Source organism: Serratia bockelmannii, from assembly GCF_051803255.1.
GTDB lineage: Bacteria > Pseudomonadota > Gammaproteobacteria > Enterobacterales > Enterobacteriaceae > Serratia > Serratia bockelmannii.
In genome coordinates this window covers 577,279-597,218 of record NZ_CP196512.1, presented here as the reverse complement: position 1 = coordinate 597,218, position 19,940 = coordinate 577,279, and the positions used below count along the sequence as shown (strand labels likewise).

Here is a 19,940-nt window from a genome sequence, read left to right as displayed (position 1 = left end):
ACGCTCCCCGGCATTTAGCGCGCTCCATTTGATTCCTGCGTACAGCCTGTGCAGCAAAACAATAACTCACTCACACGTTAATGGAGTCGTTATCCCATGAAAGAGTCCGCCCCTGAACACACCTTCAAAGGCAATCTCAGCGTCCTCGACGTGGTGATGATCACCGCGTCCGGCGTGACGCCGGCCAGTTCGATCTTCGTTATCGCGCCGCTGGCGATCGCCAACGCCGGCAGCGGCGCCTTTCTGTCGTTTCTGATCGCCGCCTGCGTCGCCGCCGCCATCGCGCTGTGCTATGCCGAGCTCGGCGCCGCACACCCCAGCGCCGGCGGTGAATACAGCATCATCAAGCGCCTGTTCGGCACCCTGTGCGGGTTGCAGACCTACCTGTTTATCCTCAGCGCCTCGCTGTTCGTGCCGGCGGTACTGGCCACCGGCGCAGTGCCTTACCTGAACACCGCGCTGGGCACCCAGTTCGACGCCTCGACCGCCGGCATGCTCACCGTGCTGGTCGGTGGTATCTGCGCCATTTTCAACATCAAAGCCAACGCCCTGCTGACCGGCGCCTTCCTGGTGGTGGAAGTGGCGGTGCTGGCGCTGATCGCCTGGCTCGGCTTCAGCCACCCGCATCAAAGTACAGAGATCCTCACCGCGCCGGTGATGCTGGACGCGCAGGGCAGCCTGGCGCCGGTGTCGCTGCCGCTGATCGTCGCCATGGTCGGGGTCGCGCTGTTCTCCTACAACGGCTACGGCGCGGCGGTGTACATGGCGGAAGACATGCGCGAACAGGGCAGGCCGATGGCGATCGCGATCATGCTGACGCTGGTCATCGTGGTGCTGGTGGAACTGGTGCCGTTCACCGCCCTGCTGATCGGCTCGCCGTCGCTGACGGAGATGGCCAAACAGGCCGATCCGGTCGGCTACGTGGTCACCCAGCTCGGCGGCCCGACGCTGGCGCGGGTGGTGAGTGGCGCAATCTATCTGTCGGTGTTCAACGCCATTATCGCCATCGTGGCGCAGTTCAGCCGCATGATGTTCGCCAGCGGACGTGACGGCTTCTGGCTGCCGGCGTTCAACCGGGCGCTGAAAATCATCCACCCGCGTTTCGGCACCCCCTGGATCGCCACCCTGCTGTTCGGCGTGCCGTCGGCGCTGCTGGCGTTTTGCTCCGATCTCGAATCGCTGACCTCGTTCACCGTGATCCTGCTGCTGCTGGTGTACATCATTATGGCGGTGGCAGCGCTGATCAGTCGCCGTCGCCGCCACTTCCACCACCCGTACCTGATGCCGCTGTGGCCGCTGCCGGTGGTGGTGGCGCTGCTGTGCTGCCTGTACGTGCTGTGGACGATTTTGATCGCCAGCAGCCTGAAAGACTTTATTATCATTGCCGGCATCATCGGCTTCGGGTTGGCGCTGAACCATCTGCGCGGCCGCCAGACGGCGCCCCTCGCCGCCCCCTCAATAGAAGGAGAATAACCATGACGCAGCGCGCTCAGAATCTGGGCATCATCATCGGCCAGGGCACGCCCGGCCCGCTGAACGCCATCACCGACGTGCCCGGCGTGCGCGTCGGCCATGCCAGCATTCATGCCGACTTGGCGGACGGGCGCAGCGTGCGCACCGGCGTGACGGTGATCGAACCGCGCCCCGGCTCCGCCCGCCACGCGCCCTGCTTCGCCGGCGTGCACGTGCTGAACGGCAACGGCGACGCCACCGGCCTGGAATGGGTGCGCGAAGCGGGCCTGCTGACCAGCCCGATCGCCTTCACCAACACCCACAGCGTGGGCGTGGTGCGCGATGCGCTGATCGCGCTGGAGCGTGAAGCGCTGCCCGCAGGCGACAACGCGGTGTATTGGAATATGCCGGTGGTGATGGAAACCTTCGATGGCCTGCTCAACGACATCAACGGCTTTCACGTCAAGGCCGAGCACGTGCGCGAGGCGCAGCAGGCGGCCCAGGGCGGCTTGCCGCAGGAAGGCGCGGTCGGCGGCGGCAGCGGCATGATCTGCCATGAATTCAAAGGCGGCAGCGGCACCGCCTCGCGCCGCTTGCCTGCCGATCAAGGCGGCTGGACGGTGGGCGCTATCGTGCAGGCCAACCACGGCAAGCGCGAGTCGCTGCTGGTCGGCGGTTACCCGGTGGGCCGGCATCTGAGGCATATCCCCTCGCCGTTCACGCCGCAGTTGCCGCATCCCGGCATGGGCTCCATCGTGGTGGCGCTGGCGACCGACGCGCCGCTGCTGCCGCACCAGTGCGCGCGGCTGGCGCAGCGCGCCAGCATCGGCATCGCCCGCACCGGCGGCGGCACCGAGGATTCGAGCGGCGATATCTTTATCGCCTTCGCCACCGGCAACGACGGCCTGCCGCCCGCCGACTACGCCAATAAAGGCGATTTCACCACACCGCTGCGCATGGTGAACAACGACTACATTTCGGCGCTGTTCGCCGCGGCGGCGGAAGCGGTGGAAGAGGCGATCGTCAATGCGCTGCTGGCGGCCAATACCGTCAGCGGCAACGGCCATCGGGCGGAAGGGTTAAGCGCCGAACAGCTGGTGACGGCGCTGGAGAAGGCCGGCTGGCGGCGATAAACAACGCGGGGCGCGGGTTAACGCGCCCTGACCGTCAGGATTCGCCGCCCGGTTTAGGCGTCGGGTAGTCGTAATCCAGCCGCAACGGTTCGGCGTAGACGCTGTTCCACAGCTGTTGGTACAGCTGGTCCAACCGCCCGCTCATCGCCGCGCTGTGCATCACCAGCTCCAGATTGCGCGAGTTGTCCAGATAGCCGCCGGTCCAGTTGCTGGTGCCCACCCAGGCAATCTCATCGTCGATGGTCATCAGCTTGCTGTGGATCACGCGGGCAAACGGAATGAAACCGCTGCTGGCCGGCGGAATGGTCACCACCTTGATCTGCACGTTCGGCACCAGCGCCAGGCTCTTCAGCCAGGCGATATCCGGCTTTTTGGTGTTCCAGTTGGCCACCATCAGCTCGATCTGCACGCCGCGCGCCGCCGCGCCGCGCAGCGCGTTGTCGATCACCGCGTAGAAGGGGCGGCTGCGCTCCGGGCCAAACGACAACGGCGCGTAGTCCATCACCTGCACCCGCACCCGCCGTTTGGCGCCGGCCAGCAGGCGCGGCAACTCGGCCTGCGAATCGAGCACGCCCGCCGGGTTGTAGGCCCGCGGGCTGGCCACCAGATAGTTGCCCTGCGGCTGCGCCGTCGGCGGCGAATCGGGCAACGCCGGCACCGGCTTATCCTGCGCCAACAGCGCCTGCGCCCGCCAGTCCTGTTCGAAGATCGCCTGGATCTGCCCCACCACTTTAGCATCGCTGATGCGCAGCCCGGTTTCGTGAATATGCTCCAACGCGCGCCAGTCGAAATTCTGGCTGCCGACAAACGCCTGCTCGCCGTCCACCAGCAGATATTTGGCGTGCAGGATGCCGCCGCTCAGCTTCTGGTAAGGAATGATGCGCAGCTCCAGATTGGGGATCGTCTTCAGCTGTTCCAGCGTTTCGGCGGTAGAAATGCGAATGCCCTTCTCTTCCACCAAAAAGCGGATTTTCACCCCGCGCTCACCGGCCGCCTTCAGGTACTGCAGCACGCCGTCCAGCAGCGAACCGTCCTGATTCGCCACGTAAAACTGCCCCAGGTCGATGCGGGTTTTCGCCGCGTCGAACATCTCGCGCCACACCTCGGCGGTGTTGCGCAGGTCGTCGGCCTGCAGCGCGGTTTCCACCGGCGCGGTGTACACCAGCTCATAGCCGGGAATCGCAAAACGCGCCGCAGCGCTCTGGCTCAACATCAACAAACAACCGCTCCACAATGCCGCATAAAGGCGGCCGAGCGGCCGCCGTACTGGATGGCCATTAGGCATAGCGCGGCGCTCCGCTGTCAACCCATTGTTCGCCGCTGCCGTTCTCCGGGCGGCTGGTCGGCTGACCGGCGCGGATCAGCAGCACCTTCAGCAGCTCGTTGATGCGCTCCATGCGGCTCTGCAGGAAGTTGTTGGCCACCAGGCACAGCAGCGCGATGGCGATGCCGAGGCCAGTGGCGTACAGCGCGGTGCCCATCCCGGCCGACACCAGGCTCGGCTCGGACACCCCCGAGGCGGCCAGCGCCTTGAAGGTTTCGATGATCCCCATCACCGTGCCGAGCAACCCCAGCAGCGGCGCGGCGGTGACCACGGTTTCCAGCAGCCACAGGCCGCGCGCCATCGGCGGCTTGCTCAGCAGGTACTGGGCGTCGATCAGATCGCCGATCGCCTCGCGGTCGCCGGCGCGGTGCTTCTGCGCCAATACCGGCGCGATCACCGCCATCGGCAGGCTGTTGCGCTGGGTCAGCTCGTCCGGCAGATCGGCGGCGCGGCGTACGTCCGGCGTCAGCGCCTGCTCCAGCCGGCGCGCCTGGCGTTGGGTATAGGCGAAGTACAGCGTGCGTTCGATGATGATCACCAGCGCGATCGCCAACGCGGCGTACATCACGTAGAAAATAATGTCGTGCAACAGATTGGCGTCCATACAGGGCTCCTCTTCCCCGCCGCCGGGCAGGCGGCGGGGGTATTCAGTTAAAAGGTGGCTTCCAGCGAGACGCTGAAGGTGCGTTCTTCGCCGACGTTGTAATACGGCGTGCTGGCCTTCACGCCGCCGTACGGCGCCGCGTTGAAGGTGGTGGTGCGCACCGAGGTCAGGTATTCCTTGTCAAACAGGTTACTGATGCCAAAGCGCAGCGCGGCGCTTTTGACGATTTTCTTGTCCACGGGCAGATGCACCCCCGCCGCCAGATCGAACACCGTGCGGCCGCCGATCTTCTCGTCGTTGGTCAGATCGCCGTAGAACGCACTGACGTACTTGCCGCTGACGCTGCCGTAATACAGCCCGTCGTCATAACCCAACGTCATGTTCAGCAGGTTTTTCGGCACGTTCGGCACTTCTTTGCCGGAGGTCGGCAGCGGCTGCCCGCCGTTGCTGACGATGTCGCTCTTCTGCTTCGATTGGGTATAGGTATATGAGGTGTAGTAGTTGAAGTTATGCGGCAGTTGGCCGCTCCACTCCAGCTCCAGCCCTTTGTTCTCCACATTGCCGATGTTCATCATCTCGTAATCGCCGGCCGAGTTGGTGGTGGAGATCTGGCGATCGCTGTAGCGCATGTAGAACAGCGTGGCGCTCAGCAGCATGTCCTCTTGCTGGAAACGCCAGCCCAGTTCGTGGTTCCAGCTGAGTTCCGGCTTGGTGCTGAGCGAGTCGCCGACGTTGTACAGCACGTAGTTTGGCGGCGTGCGCATGTTGCGCGTCAGGTTGTAGAACACCTGGTTTTCCTGGTTCACCTTATAGCTGGCGCTGAAGTTCGGCAGGAATTCGTGATAGGTGGCTTTGCGCTTCTCCGGCACGTTGTACAGGCTGCCGCGGTTGTCCCCTTTGCGCTCCACGTACTGATAGGCCAGGCCGCCGACGAAGGTCCAGTCCGGCGTGGCGAACCAGGTGTCCTGCAGCCACACCTTCTGCGCCGGGGTGATGGTGTACTGGTTGCGCCCCTGCACCGTATTGCCGTTGGCGTCCTTCACCTGATCGGATCCGCCCGGTTTGCCCGAGATTTGCGCCGGATTGCCATCATCTTTGATGCTGATGAACGGTTGGGTCTGCAGCTGGCGCGCGCGCTCGTACCAGTAACCGATGTCCAGGCTGTGCTGATCGTTGATGTCCCACTTCAGCTTGGTGGTGATGCCCGGCCGCCAGGTTTGGGTCCACGACGGGCGGTAATAGGTGTTGGACTGCAGGTTGCTGAGGTCATACTGCCCGGCCTTGTCCGACGTGCTGGACAGCACCGAGGCCGTCTGGCCGTTGAAGCTGCCGCCGTTGCCCCAGTAGTAATACGGTTGCAGAGTCAGCGACAGGTTATCGCGCAGCTGCAGCTTCTGGGTGAACGACAGCGTGAAGGTTTCGAACGGGTTGCGTTCAATCTTGTAGTACTTGTTCAACTGCCCTTTGCTGTTGTACTCCGGTGTGGTGACGTAGTCGGTGTCACGGCCGTCGTTTTGGAACTGCGCCTTGCTCAGAGTGTTGTAGTTGGTGTTGTTCTGGCGGTTGTACTTCATCACCAGGTTGCTGCTGTTGCCGTTGCCGTCTTCGTACAGCGAGTTCATCTCGAACTTGTCGGAATACAGTCGCCCCTCGCCGCGCCACTTCTTCGCCTCGGTGTGCGAATAAGAGAGCCAGTTGCTGAAGCCGTTGTACTCGCCGGTCTCCAGGCGGGCAAAGGTTTTGCTCAGGCTGTTGCTGCCCAGCGTTTGCTTGACGAAACCGCCGAAGTCTTTCGCCGGGCGGCGCGTCACCAGGCCGATGTTGCCGCCGCTGGAGCCGATGTGCGGGCCGTCCGCTTCGGAAGACCCTTGGGTGACGAACACCTCCTCCAGGTTTTCCGCATCGCCGAGCAGGTTCGGGTATACCGCGTAGTTGCCGGAGTCGTTGATCGGAATGCCGTCCATCGACAGGCCGATCTGATCCGAGTTCATGCCGCGCATGGTGTAGTCCACGCCGCTCAGGCCGCTGGCGTCGTTGCTGTTGACGTTCAGGCCCGGCGTGTATTTCAGCTTGTCGATGGCGTTGGCCGCCGACGGCATTTTGTCCATCGCCTCTTTGGTGACGGTAGAACGCGCCTTGGCGCTGTCATCCTGCACCATCATGCCGCCGCCGAGCGACTGCCCCTTGACGCTGATGGTGCCGACATCGGTGGCGTCGGCCGCCAGCGCGACGCCCGGCAGCATCGCCGACATCACCGCCAGATAGATCCCAGAACGATTAAACGATTTCATTGTGTGCATCCCATAAAAATCAAACGATTAACCCTTGCGCTAAGGCGCCTGATAATTGAACGTCGCGGTAAATCTTTTGGTTGTTTGCCCGGCGAATGCCTCGCTCGGGAACGGCTTTACTGAACTGATGCTTTGCAAGCTGCCCATCGCCGCGCGGTTCAGCAGCATGCTGGCGGCTTTGTTGGCGATGCCGGAAGAGAGCACCCGCCCGCTGCGATCGACCTCCAGCCACACTTCGACGTTGCCCTGCGGGCGCTCGAGCGAGGCCTGACGCCCGCTTGGGTAGCGCTTGCGCTGTTCCAGCTCGCGGCGCAAGGCCAGCAGATAGCCGTTTTCAATCGCCTGAGCGTTCACCTTCGGCGCCGCGGGGGCGGCCGGTGCGGGCTGCGCCGCCGGTTTGCTGACCAGCGCGCGCGGCGCGGCGGGCGCCGGCGTCGGTTTAGGTTTCTCTACCGGTTTGGCTTTCTCTTTTACCGGCTTGGGCTTCGGCTTCGGCTGCGGTTTCGGCACCGGCTTGGCTTCCACGATCGGTTCCGGCGCCGGCACCACCGGTTCGGGGATCGGCTCCGGCTCGGGCGGCGGCGGTTCGGGCTGAGGTTCCGGCGGCGTTTCCGGTTGAGGTTCAGGCGCCGGTTCAGGCTCCACCAGCGCCAGTTCGATAGCAGTTTCGTCGTAGCGCGGCTGGATCTTCAGCGCCGCCTGCTGGCTGGCGAACAGCAGGCAACCGGCGACAATCAGCGCCGGCAGCCAGCTGAAAAGATGACGTGAGCGATAGAGCAGATACATGTCACAGCTTCCGTGTCGCGATGGAGACGGAGAAGAAACCGCCCTGGCGCAGGTTGTCCATAACCGCCACCAGCCGCTCGACCGCCACGCCCTTGTCGCTGTTGACGATGATGGTGGTGGTCTGGTTGGCCTGCTGCTGTTGCTTGAGCGTAGTGACCAACGCGCCGAGCGCGATCGGCTGGCCATCCAGCTGCAGCTGTTCGTCGGCCCCCAGCGTGATAATCGCTTTCTTCTGCGGTTTCAGCTGCTGCGCACTGCCGGCGGACGGCAGCTGCGTTTTCAGCCCGAGCGCCGGAATGACGTTCAGGCTAATCAAGACGAAAAACACCAATAAAAACATCATCACGTCGATCATCGGGATCAGTTCGATGTGCGCTTTGTTCTTTTTCGGTTCGTTCCAGTTACGCATAACACTCCCTCCCAAAAGCGAAGCAGCCAATATAGGAGGGGTATGTTTACCTTTTGTTACGCTTGTGTGATCTTATTTTCACAGTGTGGTTTTTTTGCGAGAATTTTTTCAATGGCAGGCGATAAGGGAGAAGATATAACTTATTAATTAGCGATAGTTTTTAATGGAATAATTGCGATGGGGTATTTCAGAGAGCCAAAGCCAGAGAGGATAATGTGAGAATAGTGACAGCCCAAACGGTCACTACAACAAGACCTCAAGCCCGTGCTTACGTACGATCGAAAGCAGCTTCAGCGACACGCCGCCGGGCCGTTTCACCCCCGTCTCCCACTTCTGTATGGTCGACACGCTGGTATTCAGATAACGGGCAAAAACCGGTTGGCTTAAACGTAAATGCTCACGCAAGGCTTTGATCTCTTGGGGCTGCAACATCTCGACCGGAGCAAGGCAAGACTCGTCGAAACTGCGTAGGGTTTCCAGAGAAATGGCGCCAGTACGATGCAATCCTTCAGCCGCGCTGTGAATCGCCTCAAAGGCCGGACTCCGAAACGTTTTTTCCTTCTTCATGGCAAATCTCCATCCATTCGTTCTTTACGACCAAGGATTGGAGCATTTCGTCGCTCAACGCGCCAAAATGCACCGCCAACTTGCGAAAAGCTTGCAATTCCGCCCCAGAGATATTGGCCTGGACCTGCTTGGCAAACAAAAAAACATACACCCAATGCCGACCGTTTTTCGCTAATACCAACGCACGGTCCCGATTGTGATTAAGACGTTTTTTAAATACACCACCGCCTAAATCCACAGCCAAACCCCGTTGTACATCGTGTACCGCCCGACATAATGCCTTATCGGTAATGCCGTGCGCCTGAGCCTTCTTGCTAAACCAACGAGTTTTAAATGTACGCATTGCAATGACTTCCCCATGAAACATAGCACTGAGTGAAACACTTTTCCAGAGCATTCCTTCTCGCCAGCATCACCTCAAACGTCGATGATGGCCACCATGGGAAACCCGATTTGCATGATGGCGCGCATCATGACTTCTTTCTGTGCAATGCTGAGGGCATCATTGCGAACGCACACGCAACAACATGTTTTACAAGCATAAAAAAAGACGCCCGCAGGCGTCTTCTTGGCATTTTCACTGAGGCCGGAAGGCTTTCAGTTCACTTTCACCGGCATACCGGAACGGGCCTTGATCGCCGCGTCCACTTCGCTCTGGTTAACACCGGCGTCCATCAGCACTTTGCCGACTGGCGCGGAAATGGTCAGCGGCACCGGATCTTTCGATTGCAGCTGCTCTTCGTTGGCCGACAGCGGGTTGTGCACTTCCACGTAGCGCGAGCCGTCCGGTTCGACGGTGGCTTTCATCGGTTCATTGATGAACTGCACGCGGGTGCCGACCGGCACGTTTTCGAACAGGTACTTGATGTCGTCGGCGCGCAGACGCACGCAGCCGTGGCTCACGCGCAGGCCGATGCCGAAGTTGGCGTTGGTGCCGTGGATGGCATACAGGCGGCCAACATACAGCGCATACAGCCCCATCGGGTTGTCCGGGCCGGCCGGGAACACCGCAGGCAGGATTTCGCCGTCAGCCGCGTATTCGGCGCGCATTTTGGCGGTCGGCGTCCAGGTTGGGCCGTCTTTCTTGCGCTGCACGGTGGTGGTCCAGTTCAGCGGGGTGTCTTTACCCAGCTGGCCGATGCCGATCGGCAGCACCACGACGGTGTTGGAACCTTTCGGGTAGTAGTACAGACGCATTTCGGCGCTGTTGATGATGATGCCTTCACGCGGCGCGTCCGGCAGGATCAGCTGCTGCGGGATGGTCAGGGTGCTGCCGGCCTTCGGCAGGAACGGATCCACGCCCGGGTTGGCCTCCAGCATGTTGCTCAGCCCCATCTGATACTGGGCGGCAAAGCTTTCCAGCGGCAGCTTGCTGTCTTCCGGTACGGTGATTTGGATATTCTCGCCCACCAAACGGCTGTCTTTTGGCGGCAACGGGTAAACGACGGCGAAGGCAGCCTGGCTGAAAGCAACCAGTGCCGTAAACAGGGTTAATAACGCGCGAATGCTCATTTTCATCTTCGTGTTGGTCAAGGCCACTGGCGATTAGGGATATCGGTTTCTACGGCCACTTTACCCCGTTGAATTTCAGCCGACAGCCAACGGCGCTGCGGCCTGAAAAGCCAGGGGGGTTTGACCGGATGCGCATTATATGTGCACATCAATCAAAGTGTGAACCATTACCGATGTAATATCGCAATTTTTTGTAACCTGACGCGCCACGAAGGCGATTTTTTGCGAGAACCGCCGCCTAACTGGCGGCGGCCAACGCTTCCCCCCGCCGAATGGGGATCAGATATTCACAGCGGATCGCCGCGCCGCCGAGCGGGCAACAGCCCTCCTGCGCCGGGTAGAAACGCTCGATATCCTGCCCCGGCCGGCGGATGGCGTTCATCTGCGGCATGGCAGTGTCATACAATCGGACAATAAAGTTTTGTAACCCTTCCGCCTGCCCCTGATAGGTGAAACGGGCATACTCTCCCTGTTCGATAGTCACCCGCTCCCCCATCGCCCCTTCGTCCGGCAAAGCGGCGGTATACGCCATACGCGGATAGCCCCGGCGTTGCCTGTCGACCTCCAGGCTGGTGAGGCCGTACACCACCTCCGGCAGCGCCTGCGGCCGCAGCAGTTGCCGCCAGGCATGGCGGCGCAGCTCGCACTTGGAGTCCGCCAACTGCCCCAGCGTGAAGCTGCGGCGCTGGGTGTTGCCCACCAGCTGCATGGCGGGCAGCGTCACGATGTCGGCCTGCGGCAACGGCGCTTCGGTCAGCCGCAGCGGCGGCTGCAGGCCATAGCTCGACCAATCCTGGCTGCGGCGATAGCTGGCCGGCGGCAAACCGAATTGCTTGCGGAAGCAGCGGGTGAAGGTCTGCTGTGAATCGAACTGGTAAGTATCGGCGATGCAGGCCACGCTGGTGCCGGTCAGGCGCAGTTCGCGCGCGGCGGCGGTCAGCCTTCTGCGGCGCGCGTAAGTGCCGAGAATATGGCCGGTATGCTGCTTGAATATCCGCTGCAAATGCCACTTGGAGTAGCCGGACTTGGCGGCAATGTCGTCCAGCGTCAGCGGCTGATCCAGGCTCTGCTCGATCCAGGCCAGCAGCTGTTCAATCACCTGTTGCTGGTGCATGGTATTCCCCTTATTTGCTCAGTAATGTCTGCGCCAGCATCCGGCCTGTGGCTTCATCGGTGGCCACCAGTATCGGATAACCCCAGAATTTGGCGCCGTATTCGGCGAATTCTTCCGCCGCCGCGCGTTTGGCGTCATCCGGCTCCAGCATGATCATGCCTTTCACCCACTGCTTCAGCGCCTCGCGGTTATCGCGTTTCCACAGCGCCACCAGGGTGCGGGCATCGCGATCGTGCTCTTCACCTTCATCGCCGACGCTGCGGTCGGTCATCAAGACAAAGGGTTCGGCGCGCGCCAACAGCGCGCTGAATTCAGCCAGCTCGGCCTGGGTATCGCGCCCGTTTCGGCGCATCCACACCAGCGGAAAAGTGGCGGTATCGAGTGACATAATCAGTTTCCTCGCGAAAGGGTTTTAGGACTGGCGCTTACTTTATCGGCACCGACGCTAGACCACATTGCGCAATCAGGACATAATACTTTTCAATTCCGCCAAATTGAGAATTATTCTCATGAAAGTACAGATCCCTCGCCGCAATCTCGATATCGATCAGGTGCCGCGCCCGCTGTTCGCCGTACAGAGTTCCACTATCGAACAGGACTGGGAAGTCGAGCCGCACCGTCATCAAAAGGCGCAGCTGATCTATACCGTGCGCGGCATGATCCGCTGCGAAGTGGAAAACGGCCTGTGGCTGGTGCCACCGCAGTGCGCGCTGTGGATGCCGGGCAACGTGTTGCACAACGCCCAGGGCGCCGGCTCGACCGAGGCTTACTGCCTGTTCGTCGATCAACACGTCGTCGCCGGCTTGCCGCAGAGTTGCTGCACGCTGTCGGTCTCGCCGCTGCTGCGCGAGCTGCTGCTGCAGGCCAGCACCTTCGAACCGCTCTACGACGAACAGGGCGCCGAAGGGCGCCTGACGGCGGTACTGCTGGATCAGCTGGTGGCCGCGCCGATCGAGAATCTGCACCTGCCAGTATCAGACGACGCGCGCATCCGGCAGTTGACCGAAGGCATGCTGAGCTGCCCAGCGGACAAATCCACCCTCGGGCAGTGGGCGCAGCGCATCGGCATGAGCGAGCGCTCCCTCAGCCGCACCTTGCAACAGCAGATGGGCATGAGCTTCGGCCACTGGCGGCGCCAGCTGCACGTGATGCTGGCGCTACAGCGCTTGACGCAGGGCGAGAGCGTACAGACGGTGGCGCTGGATCTGGGCTACGAAAGCGCCAGCGGCTTCGTCACCATGTTCAGAAAGGCGGTGGGCAAACCGCCGGCGCGTTATCTGGCGGAGCGCAACGCCTCCGGGCAACCCCTGGGCGGCGCGATCAGCATGTGAACGGCCGGCGTATGCCGGCCTGGCAAGAGGCGGATCAGAAGTCGTAGAACACCGTAATCCAGGTGGAGTCCGGCTCGTTGTCGCTGCTGTTGGCCAGCGTGCGCTCCACATACACCGACAGACCGTAACCAATGGTGGTGCCCGCGCCAAGGTAAACGTGGTTGGCGTGATACGCCTCGTCACCCTTCAGCCGCAGCGAGTCCGCCGCCACGTAAGGCTGGATCGATTTGAGGAACGGCTTGTCGATATTGAAGGTGTAACCGACAAAACCTTCCAGCCCGTAGCCGTCACCGGCGAAGAAGTGCGACAGTGTGCGCTGGCGGGTGCTCGGCACATAGTCTTTGTAATAGCTGGCGGTGCCAACGATGTACCAGTTGTTCGGCTGCCAGGTCAACGCGGTGCCGGACAGCTGCTGGTGATAATCCTTTTCGCTGTACAGATTGTCTTTGATCTTCGCATCGGTATAACTGTAGGCCGCGCTGAAGGTGAAGTCTTTCGTCACCTTGTAATCGAAGCCCAACCCACCTCCGCCCTTGCGGCGGTAAATCAGGTTATCCGCAGTGTGCAGATCGTCTTCCGGCAATAAATAGTTGGCATACAGCGTCACCGGCCCGAAATCATTGGTGTACTTGATGCTGTTTTTCGGTTTATTGCCGCCGTCGTAGTCGCCGGAAATACCGATACCGGTGCCGCCCGCATGGCCATCGTTATCCCAGACGTCGCTTTTGATGCCGACCACCGAATAATAGATGCCGTATTGATGGCCGTAGGTGAGGGTGCCGTAACGATCGTCCTTGAAACCGGCGTACAGCTGGCGCTGATAGTCGCGCTTGCCGTCTTCGTTATAGTGCCCGTCCCAGCTGAGCGCGTGCGCAAGATCCACGCCCCACTCGTAATAGCCGATGATCGAGGTGTCCTGCGTCAGCGCATAGTCGCCGCTGAAGCGAAAACGCGTGCCGCCGTCGTGGCCGTTTTTGTCATAGCCCGGCTCCGGGCCGTTATTGAAGATCCACTCGGGGCGAATGCTGCCGCCCACCTTTAAACTGAGCGGCGCCAGCAACACATTGCTCTGCGGGTTTTTATCCAGAATGGTGATCTCGGCCTGTGCGCCGGCGGATAACGCCGACAGCAAGACGCCGCCAATGAATATTGGCGTTGTATTTTTTCTCATTATTACCCCTGCCCGAAAAAATTATTGTTATAAACACGGTGGTCTTAAGCCACGCGGAAATAATTACCCGATGTAAACAGCGCACGCAAGATATAAAAATTCACGTCATAATCTGCCATTATTCCAGGTTGGCTTTATTTTCAGCATAAACGTGTTCATCTGTAACGCGAAGAAAAACAATGTAATAAGCGCAGCACGAAATAAACCAATCCGCATCTTTTATCCAAAATAACCCGGCGTGATTATCCGGGAATAAAGATAGCAAATAACAAATAAATATTATTGCCGCAGGTAAACCGTCACGCAGGGGAATTAACTAAAGGCGGGAAATAACGACGGAGCGCGTTGCGCGCTCCGGGAGAGAGAATTCACTACTGCGCCAGCCAGCCGCCGTCCATGTTCCAGGCGGCGCCGCGCACCTGCGCCGCCGCGTCGCTGCACAGGAACAGCGCCAGCTCGCCGAGCTGCTCAGGCGTGACGAACGCTTGCGAAGGCTGCTTCTCCGCCAACAGCTCATCGCATGCCTGCTGCGGATCGGTCCCGGCGGCAATGCGTTTGTCGATCTGCTGCTGCACCAGCGGCGTCAACACCCAGCCGGGGCAGATGGCGTTGCAGGTGACAGGCGTGCGCGCGGTCTCCAGCGCCAGCGTCTTGGTCAGCCCCACCACGCCGTGCTTGGCCGCCACATAGGCCGACTTGTCTTTCGACGCCACCAGCCCGTGCACCGACGCCACGTTGATGATGCGCCCCCAGTTGCGCTCGCGCATCCCCGGCAGCGCCAATCGGCAGGTATGGAACACCGCCGACAGGTTGATGGCGAGAATGGCGTTCCATTTCTCCACCGGGAACTGATCCAGCGGCGCCACGTGCTGAATGCCGGCGTTGTTCACCAGAATATCCACGCCGCCGAACTCGCGTTCGGCATAGTGCATCATGTCCGCTATCTGGCCCGCATCGCCGAGATCGGCGCCGTGATACCCCGGCACGGCGCCCAGCTGCGCGACCTGCGCTTGCGCCTGCTCCACGTCGCCGAAGCCGTTGAGGATCACGCGTGCGCCGGCGGCGGCCAGCACGGATGCTATCCCGAGGCCGATGCCGCTGGTCGAGCCGGTCACCAGCGCGGTTTTGCCTTGTACACTCATGGTATCGCTCCTTTAAACAATGCCGGTCAGGTAGAACACGCCGATCACGAACAGCACCGCGGCGCTCTTGATCAGGGTGATGGCGAAGATGCCGCCATAGGCCTGCCGGTGGCTGAGGCCGGTGATCGCCAGCAGGGTGATCACCGCGCCGTTGTGCGGCAAGGTGTCCATGCCGCCGCTGGCCATCGAGGCCACCCGGTGCAGCACCTCCAGCGGAATGTGTGCCGCATGGGCAGCGGCGATAAAGCTGTCGGACATCGCCGCCAGCGCAATGCTCATGCCGCCGGAGGCCGATCCGGTGATGCCGGCCAGCAGGGTGACGCTGATCGCTTCGTTCAGCAGCGGGTTGGGGATTGCCGACAGCGCCTGCGACAGCACCAAAAAGCCCGGCAGCGCGGCGATCACCGCGCCGAAGCCGTATTCGGAGGCGGTGTTCATCGCCGCCAGGATCGCGCCGCCGACCGCCGTCTTGCTGCCTTCCGCCAGCCGGCCGCGAATATTGCGAAAGCCGAACACCACCACCAGCAGAATACCCGACACCAGCGCCGCTTCCACCGCCCAGATGGCGGTGATCTTCGCCACATCGGTGGTGATCGGCTTGGCCAGCCCCGGCAGCGTCAGGTCGTGGCTGGCGCCGTACCACTGCGGGATCCAATGGGTGAAGCCAAGGTTGAATACCCCGACCAAAATCAGCGGCAGGATGGCGATCAGCGGGTTCGGCAGGTTGATGTCGTCCGGGGTTTCCGGCTCGTTCAGCAGATCGGTACCGTAACCCTCCCCCTTCAGCTGCGCCTTGCGCCGCTGGCGTTCAAGATACAGCAAACCGACCGCGATGATGAACAGCGAGCCGATCAGCCCCAGCCAGGGCGCAGCCCAGGCATTGGTGCCGAAGAAACTGGTCGGGATGATGTTTTGGATCTGCGGCGTGCCGGGCAAGGCGTCCATGGTGAAGGAGAAGGCGCCGAGCGCTACGGTGGCCGGGATCAGCCGCTTGGGGATGCCGCTCTGGCGGAACAGCTCGGCGGCGAACGGATAGACCGCGAACGCCACCACGAACAGCGACACCCCGCCGTAGGTCAACAGCGCGCACACCAGCACGATCACCGGAATGGCGTGGCGTCGGCCGAGAATACGGATCGCCGCCGCGACGATCGAACGGGAGAAGCCGGACAGCTCGATCAGCTTGCCGAACACCGCCCCCAGCAAGAACACCGGGAAGTAGAGCTTCACGAAGCCGACCATCTTTTCCATAAACAGCCCGGTGAAGGTCGGCGCCACCGCGCCGGGATCGGTCAACAGCACCGCGCCCAGCGCGGCGATCGGGGCGAACAAAATCACGCTGTAGCCGCGGTAGGCGGCCAGCATCAGTAATCCCAGTGCTGCCAGGGCAATCAAAACGCTCATCAGGCACCTCGCTATCGTTGTTATTGTCAGGTACGGCGTGCGAAATTACGGTTTCAGCGCAAAGCGCAGCTGATGCGCCCGTCGCCGTTGGATGCGTTCCCTGCGCGCTTCATCCCAAAGATAAAATCCCTGGCCGCTGCGCTGGCCGATATCGCCGCGCTGCAGCCGCTGTTCCACCAGCGCCATCATCTCGTCGCCGGTCGCCAGTTCCGGGAACAGGTGGCGGGCGATGTCCGCCACCGTCCCCAGCCCGGTCATGTCGGCGGCCTCCAGCGGGCCGACCATGGCGTAGCGCCGCCCCAGCGAGGCGCGCATCACCTGATCCACCACTTCAGCGCTGGCGATGCCGCTGTGGACGATGTGCAGCGCCTCGCGCAGCACCGCAAACTGCAGCCTGTTGCCGACAAACCCCGGCGCGGCGCGTTCCAGCAGCACCGCCTCCAGCGCCATCCCGCCGAGCAGCGCCTGCACCGCCGCCAGATGGCGCGGATCGGTGGCGCGGCCGGGCACGATCTCCACCAGCGGGATCAGGTGCGGCGGGTGCCAGAAGTGGGCGATCAGCAGCCGCTGCGGATGGGTCATGCGCGCCGCCAGCTCGTCCGGCGGCAGGCCGCTGGTGTTGCTGGCAATCACCGCGTCGTCGGCGATCAGCCTCTCCAATTGCTCATACAGCGCGTGCTTCAGCTCGAGCCGTTCCGGGATCGCCTCGATAAGCAGCCGGGCGCGCGCCACGCCATTCAGATCGCCGGTCACGCGCAGGCGCGCCAGCGCCGCGTCGCGCTCACCGCGATCAAACTGCCCAACGTCGCTCAGCTCGGCCAGAATGCCGCTCGCCACTGCCGACGCTTCCTCCCGGCGCTGCGGATCCGGTTCATACAGCAGCACCTCATGGCCGTGGCGAATAAAGTGGGTGGCGATGCCCACCCCCATCAGCCCGGCGCCCAGTACCGCATAGTCAGATGACTGCATCGTGCCTTCCTCGGTTGTTTACGGGCGCTCTACCGCCAGCGCCACGCCCTGCCCGCCGCCGATGCACAGCATCGCCAGCCCCTTGTTCACCTCGCGGCGCTGCATTTCGTACAGCAGCGACACCAAAATGCGGCAGCCGGACGCGCCGATCGGATGCCCCAGCGCGATCGCCCCGCCGTTGACGTTGACCCGCACCGCCTCCCAGCCCAGTTCTTTGCCCACCGCCAGCGCCTGCGCGGCGAAGGCTTCGTTGGCTTCGATCAGATCGACTTCCTCCAGCCGCCAGCCGGCTTTTTCCAGACAGCGGCGCGCGGCCGGCGCCGGGCCGATGCCCATGATCGCCGGATCGACGCCCGAAGACGCGTAACCGGCGATGCGCGCCAGCACCGGCAAGCGCAGTGCGGCGGCTTTTTCCGCGCTCATCAGCAGCACCACGGCGGCACCGTCGTTGAGCGACGAGGCGTTGCCGGCGGTCACCGTGCCTTCCTTGCGAAACGCCGGGCGCAGCCGCGCCAGCGCCTCCAGGCTGGTGTCGCGCGGCTGTTCGTCGTGCTTAACAAGCAACGCTTCGCCCTTCGGCTTCGGCACCGTCACCGGCGTAATCTCCTGCGCAAAACGCCCGGCCTGCTGCGCCGCCTGCGCCTTCTGCTGCGAGCGCAGCGCGAACCGGTCTTGTTCTTCCCTGCTGATGGCGTATTTCTCCGCCAGGTTCTCGGCGGTGATGCCCATGTGGTAGTCGTTGAAGGCGTCCCACAGGCCATCGTGGATCACGCTGTCCACCATCTGCGCGTGACCGAGGCGCAGGCCGACGCGCGCGCCGGCCATCAGGTAAGGCGACTGGCTCATGCTCTCCTGGCCGCCGGCGATCACCGCGTCGGCGTCGCCGCTGCGGATCGCCTGCACCGCTAGATGCACCGCCTTCAAACCGGAGCCGCACACCTTGTTGATGGTCAGCGCCGGCGTCGTCACGGGCAGCCCGGCATTCAGCGCGGTCTGGCGCGCCGGATTCTGCCCGCAGCCGGCGGTCAGCACCTGGCCGAGGATCACTTCATCGATCTGCTGCGGCGCCACGCCGCTTTGCGCCAGCAGCCCCTGCACCGCCGCCGTGCCCAGTTCCACCGCCGTCAGCGGCGCCAGCGCGCCGTGAAAACTGCCGACCGGCGTGCGCGTCGCCGCCACAATCACCACTTCACGTTGTTGCACATTCATCTCCCGTTTCAGAAACGCATTTCCGGCACATGCTCCGGCACGATCAGCCGGCCGGCGGTTTTGGCGACAATCTCCGCCACGCTGACGCCGGGCGCGCGTTCGCGCAGCACGAAGGCGCCGTCTTCTATTTCCAGATAGGCCAGATCGGTCAATACTTTGCGGATGCAGTTGGCCCCGGTCAGCGGCAGCGTGCAGCGCGGCAGCAGCTTGGACTCGCCGCCCTTCGAGGCGTGGGTCATCACCACGATGATGTTCTCCGCCCCCGCCACCAGATCCATCGCGCCGCCCATGCCCTTGACCATCTTGCCGGGGATCATCCACGAGGCGATGTTGCCCTCGACGTCCACTTCAAACGCCCCCAGTACGGTCAGATCGACGTGGCCGCCGCGGATCATGGCGAACGACTGCGCCGAATCGAAGATCGACGCGCCGAGGCGCGCGGTGACCGTCTGCTTGCCGGCGTTGATCATGTCGGCGTCCAGCTGCTGCTCGGTCGGGAACTCGCCCATCCCCAGCAGGCCGTTTTCCGACTGCAGCATCACGTCCATGCCCGCCGGCACGTAGTTGGCCACCAGCGTCGGGATGCCGATGCCCAGGTTGACGTAGTAACCGTCCCTCAGCTCTTGCGCCACGCGCTGCGCCATTTGTTCACGGGTAAGCATGCGAATTCTCCTTATGCCCGCAGGGTGCGTTGTTCGATACGCTTTTCGAAGGTGCCCTGAATCAGCCGATCGACGTAGATGCCGGGGGTGTGGATCGCCGCCGGATCCAGCTCGCCCGGTACGACGATCTCTTCCACTTCCACCACCGTGATGCGCCCGGCGGTCGCCATCAGCGGATTGAAGTTCTGCGCGGTGTGGCGGTAGATGACGTTGCCGAAGTGATCGGCCTTCCAGCCTTTCACGATGGCGAAATCGCCGGTGATGGCGGTTTCCATGATGTAGGGGCGGCCGTTGAACTCGCGCACCTCTTTGCCTTCGGCGATCGGCGTGCCGTAACCGGTGGCGGTGAAGAACGCCGGGATGCCGGCGCCGCCGGCGCGGATCTTCTCCGCCAGCGTGCCCTGCGGCGTGAGATCCACCTCCAGCTCGCCGCTGAGCGCCTGCTGCTCGAACAGCGCGTTTTCGCCGACGTACGATCCCACCACCTTGCGGATCTGATGGGTTTCCAGCAGCCGCCCGAGACCGAACCCGTCGACGCCGCAGTTGTTGGAGACCACAGTCAACCCGCGCACGCCGCGCCGGCGGATCTCTTCGATCAGATTTTCCGGGATGCCGCACAGGCCAAAGCCGCCCGCCAGCACCGTCATGTTGTCCGTCAGGCCTGCCAGCGCTTCCTGGTAGCTGCCGACGCGTTTGTCGAGCCCTGCCATATCGTTGCCCCTGCATGTTGCGGCGCAGGGCGAAATGCCCTGGCTTGCGTGAGGGCATCTTCAGGTCACAAAAATGATTTGTTAATTTTGTTTTTATGCCGCATTCATTTAGAATTTTTATTAATCAGTCGTTAACCGACAATTAACAAA

Annotated in this window: 20 protein-coding genes; 3 read left to right on the top strand and 17 right to left on the bottom strand. The window is 62.3% G+C overall.

The window, feature by feature from the left end:
- Nucleotides 1–96 precede the first annotated feature (96 nt).
- Both ACSJLU_RS02775 and ACSJLU_RS02770 read left to right on the top strand, forming a co-directional pair.
- The gene (locus tag ACSJLU_RS02775; protein WP_025305170.1) at nucleotides 97–1,473 is read left to right on the top strand and encodes an APC family permease; all 1,377 of its coding nucleotides are present in this window, start codon (nucleotides 97–99) and stop codon (nucleotides 1,471–1,473) included.
- A gap of 2 nt (nucleotides 1,474–1,475) precedes the next feature.
- Entirely contained in the window at nucleotides 1,476–2,585 is a 1,110-nt protein-coding gene (locus ACSJLU_RS02770) for a DmpA family aminopeptidase (protein ID WP_319869560.1), read from the top strand.
- A gap of 34 nt (nucleotides 2,586–2,619) precedes the next feature.
- On the opposite strand, the gene ACSJLU_RS02765 is transcribed toward ACSJLU_RS02770, so the two are convergent.
- From ACSJLU_RS02765 to ACSJLU_RS02720, 10 genes are all read right to left on the bottom strand, one after another.
- Complete coding sequence (locus tag ACSJLU_RS02765) at nucleotides 2,620–3,870, bottom strand: phospholipase D-like domain-containing protein (RefSeq protein WP_380827850.1); 1,251 nt, start codon at nucleotides 3,868–3,870, stop codon at nucleotides 2,620–2,622.
- Nucleotides 3,863–4,513, bottom strand: a complete 651-nt coding sequence (locus ACSJLU_RS02760; protein ID WP_089196478.1) for a MotA/TolQ/ExbB proton channel family protein — start codon at nucleotides 4,511–4,513, stop codon at nucleotides 3,863–3,865. Before ACSJLU_RS02760 ends, ACSJLU_RS02765 begins: the two co-directional genes overlap by 8 nt.
- 47 nt (nucleotides 4,514–4,560) lie before the next feature.
- A complete protein-coding gene (locus tag ACSJLU_RS02755; RefSeq protein WP_197770870.1) occupies nucleotides 4,561–6,804 on the bottom strand; it encodes a TonB-dependent receptor family protein in 2,244 nt (747 codons plus the stop codon).
- Between the two features lie 39 nt (nucleotides 6,805–6,843).
- On the bottom strand, nucleotides 6,844–7,590 hold the full coding sequence (locus ACSJLU_RS02750) for an energy transducer TonB family protein (protein ID WP_147823092.1): 747 nt from the start codon (nucleotides 7,588–7,590) through the stop codon (nucleotides 6,844–6,846).
- Nucleotide 7,591: 1 nt separating this feature from the next.
- A complete protein-coding gene (locus ACSJLU_RS02745; RefSeq protein ID WP_049207797.1) occupies nucleotides 7,592–7,999 on the bottom strand; it encodes an ExbD/TolR family protein in 408 nt (135 codons plus the stop codon).
- 243 nt (nucleotides 8,000–8,242) lie between these two features.
- Nucleotides 8,243–8,566, bottom strand: a complete 324-nt coding sequence (locus ACSJLU_RS02740; RefSeq protein ID WP_033638818.1) for a helix-turn-helix domain-containing protein — start codon at nucleotides 8,564–8,566, stop codon at nucleotides 8,243–8,245.
- Nucleotides 8,529–8,909, bottom strand: coding sequence for a type II toxin-antitoxin system RelE/ParE family toxin (locus ACSJLU_RS02735; RefSeq protein ID WP_033641319.1), 381 nt, complete (start codon nucleotides 8,907–8,909; stop codon nucleotides 8,529–8,531). The genes ACSJLU_RS02740 and ACSJLU_RS02735 overlap by 38 nt, the downstream gene beginning before the upstream one ends.
- A gap of 254 nt (nucleotides 8,910–9,163) precedes the next feature.
- Nucleotides 9,164–10,084 carry a L,D-transpeptidase family protein gene (locus ACSJLU_RS02730; protein WP_025305160.1) on the bottom strand — a complete coding sequence of 307 codons (921 nt, stop codon included), beginning with the start codon at nucleotides 10,082–10,084 and terminating at the stop codon, nucleotides 9,164–9,166.
- A gap of 232 nt (nucleotides 10,085–10,316) precedes the next feature.
- Nucleotides 10,317–11,192, bottom strand: a complete 876-nt coding sequence (locus ACSJLU_RS02725; RefSeq protein WP_099816610.1) for a helix-turn-helix domain-containing protein — start codon at nucleotides 11,190–11,192, stop codon at nucleotides 10,317–10,319.
- Nucleotides 11,193–11,202: 10 nt separating this feature from the next.
- Nucleotides 11,203–11,580, bottom strand: coding sequence for a hypothetical protein (locus tag ACSJLU_RS02720; protein WP_060434112.1), 378 nt, complete (start codon nucleotides 11,578–11,580; stop codon nucleotides 11,203–11,205).
- 121 nt (nucleotides 11,581–11,701) lie between these two features.
- On the opposite strand from ACSJLU_RS02720, the gene ACSJLU_RS02715 reads away from it, so the two are divergent.
- Complete coding sequence (locus ACSJLU_RS02715) at nucleotides 11,702–12,523, top strand: AraC family transcriptional regulator (protein ID WP_060448205.1); 822 nt, start codon at nucleotides 11,702–11,704, stop codon at nucleotides 12,521–12,523.
- 34 nt (nucleotides 12,524–12,557) lie between these two features.
- On the opposite strand, the gene ACSJLU_RS02710 is transcribed toward ACSJLU_RS02715, so the two are convergent.
- The 7 genes from ACSJLU_RS02710 to ACSJLU_RS02680 form a co-directional block, all read right to left on the bottom strand.
- Nucleotides 12,558–13,694, bottom strand: a complete 1,137-nt coding sequence (locus ACSJLU_RS02710) for a porin (RefSeq protein ID WP_025305156.1) — start codon at nucleotides 13,692–13,694, stop codon at nucleotides 12,558–12,560.
- Nucleotides 13,695–14,065: 371 nt separating this feature from the next.
- The gene (locus ACSJLU_RS02705) at nucleotides 14,066–14,836 is read right to left on the bottom strand and encodes a 3-hydroxybutyrate dehydrogenase (protein ID WP_049294783.1); all 771 of its coding nucleotides are present in this window, start codon (nucleotides 14,834–14,836) and stop codon (nucleotides 14,066–14,068) included.
- Between the two features lie 12 nt (nucleotides 14,837–14,848).
- Nucleotides 14,849–16,243, bottom strand: a complete 1,395-nt coding sequence (locus ACSJLU_RS02700) for a GntP family permease (protein WP_197791184.1) — start codon at nucleotides 16,241–16,243, stop codon at nucleotides 14,849–14,851.
- Nucleotides 16,244–16,285: 42 nt separating this feature from the next.
- A complete protein-coding gene (locus ACSJLU_RS02695; protein WP_167324809.1) occupies nucleotides 16,286–17,209 on the bottom strand; it encodes a 3-hydroxyacyl-CoA dehydrogenase family protein in 924 nt (307 codons plus the stop codon).
- Between the two features lie 18 nt (nucleotides 17,210–17,227).
- Nucleotides 17,228–18,418, bottom strand: coding sequence for an acetyl-CoA C-acetyltransferase (locus tag ACSJLU_RS02690; protein WP_380827825.1), 1,191 nt, complete (start codon nucleotides 18,416–18,418; stop codon nucleotides 17,228–17,230).
- 8 nt (nucleotides 18,419–18,426) lie between these two features.
- Nucleotides 18,427–19,080, bottom strand: coding sequence for a CoA transferase subunit B (locus ACSJLU_RS02685; protein WP_197761291.1), 654 nt, complete (start codon nucleotides 19,078–19,080; stop codon nucleotides 18,427–18,429).
- 11 nt (nucleotides 19,081–19,091) lie between these two features.
- Nucleotides 19,092–19,790: a CoA transferase subunit A gene (locus ACSJLU_RS02680; protein WP_346421215.1), complete on the bottom strand. Its 699-nt coding sequence runs from the start codon at nucleotides 19,788–19,790 to the stop codon at nucleotides 19,092–19,094.
- Nucleotides 19,791–19,940: the final 150 nt, after the last annotated feature.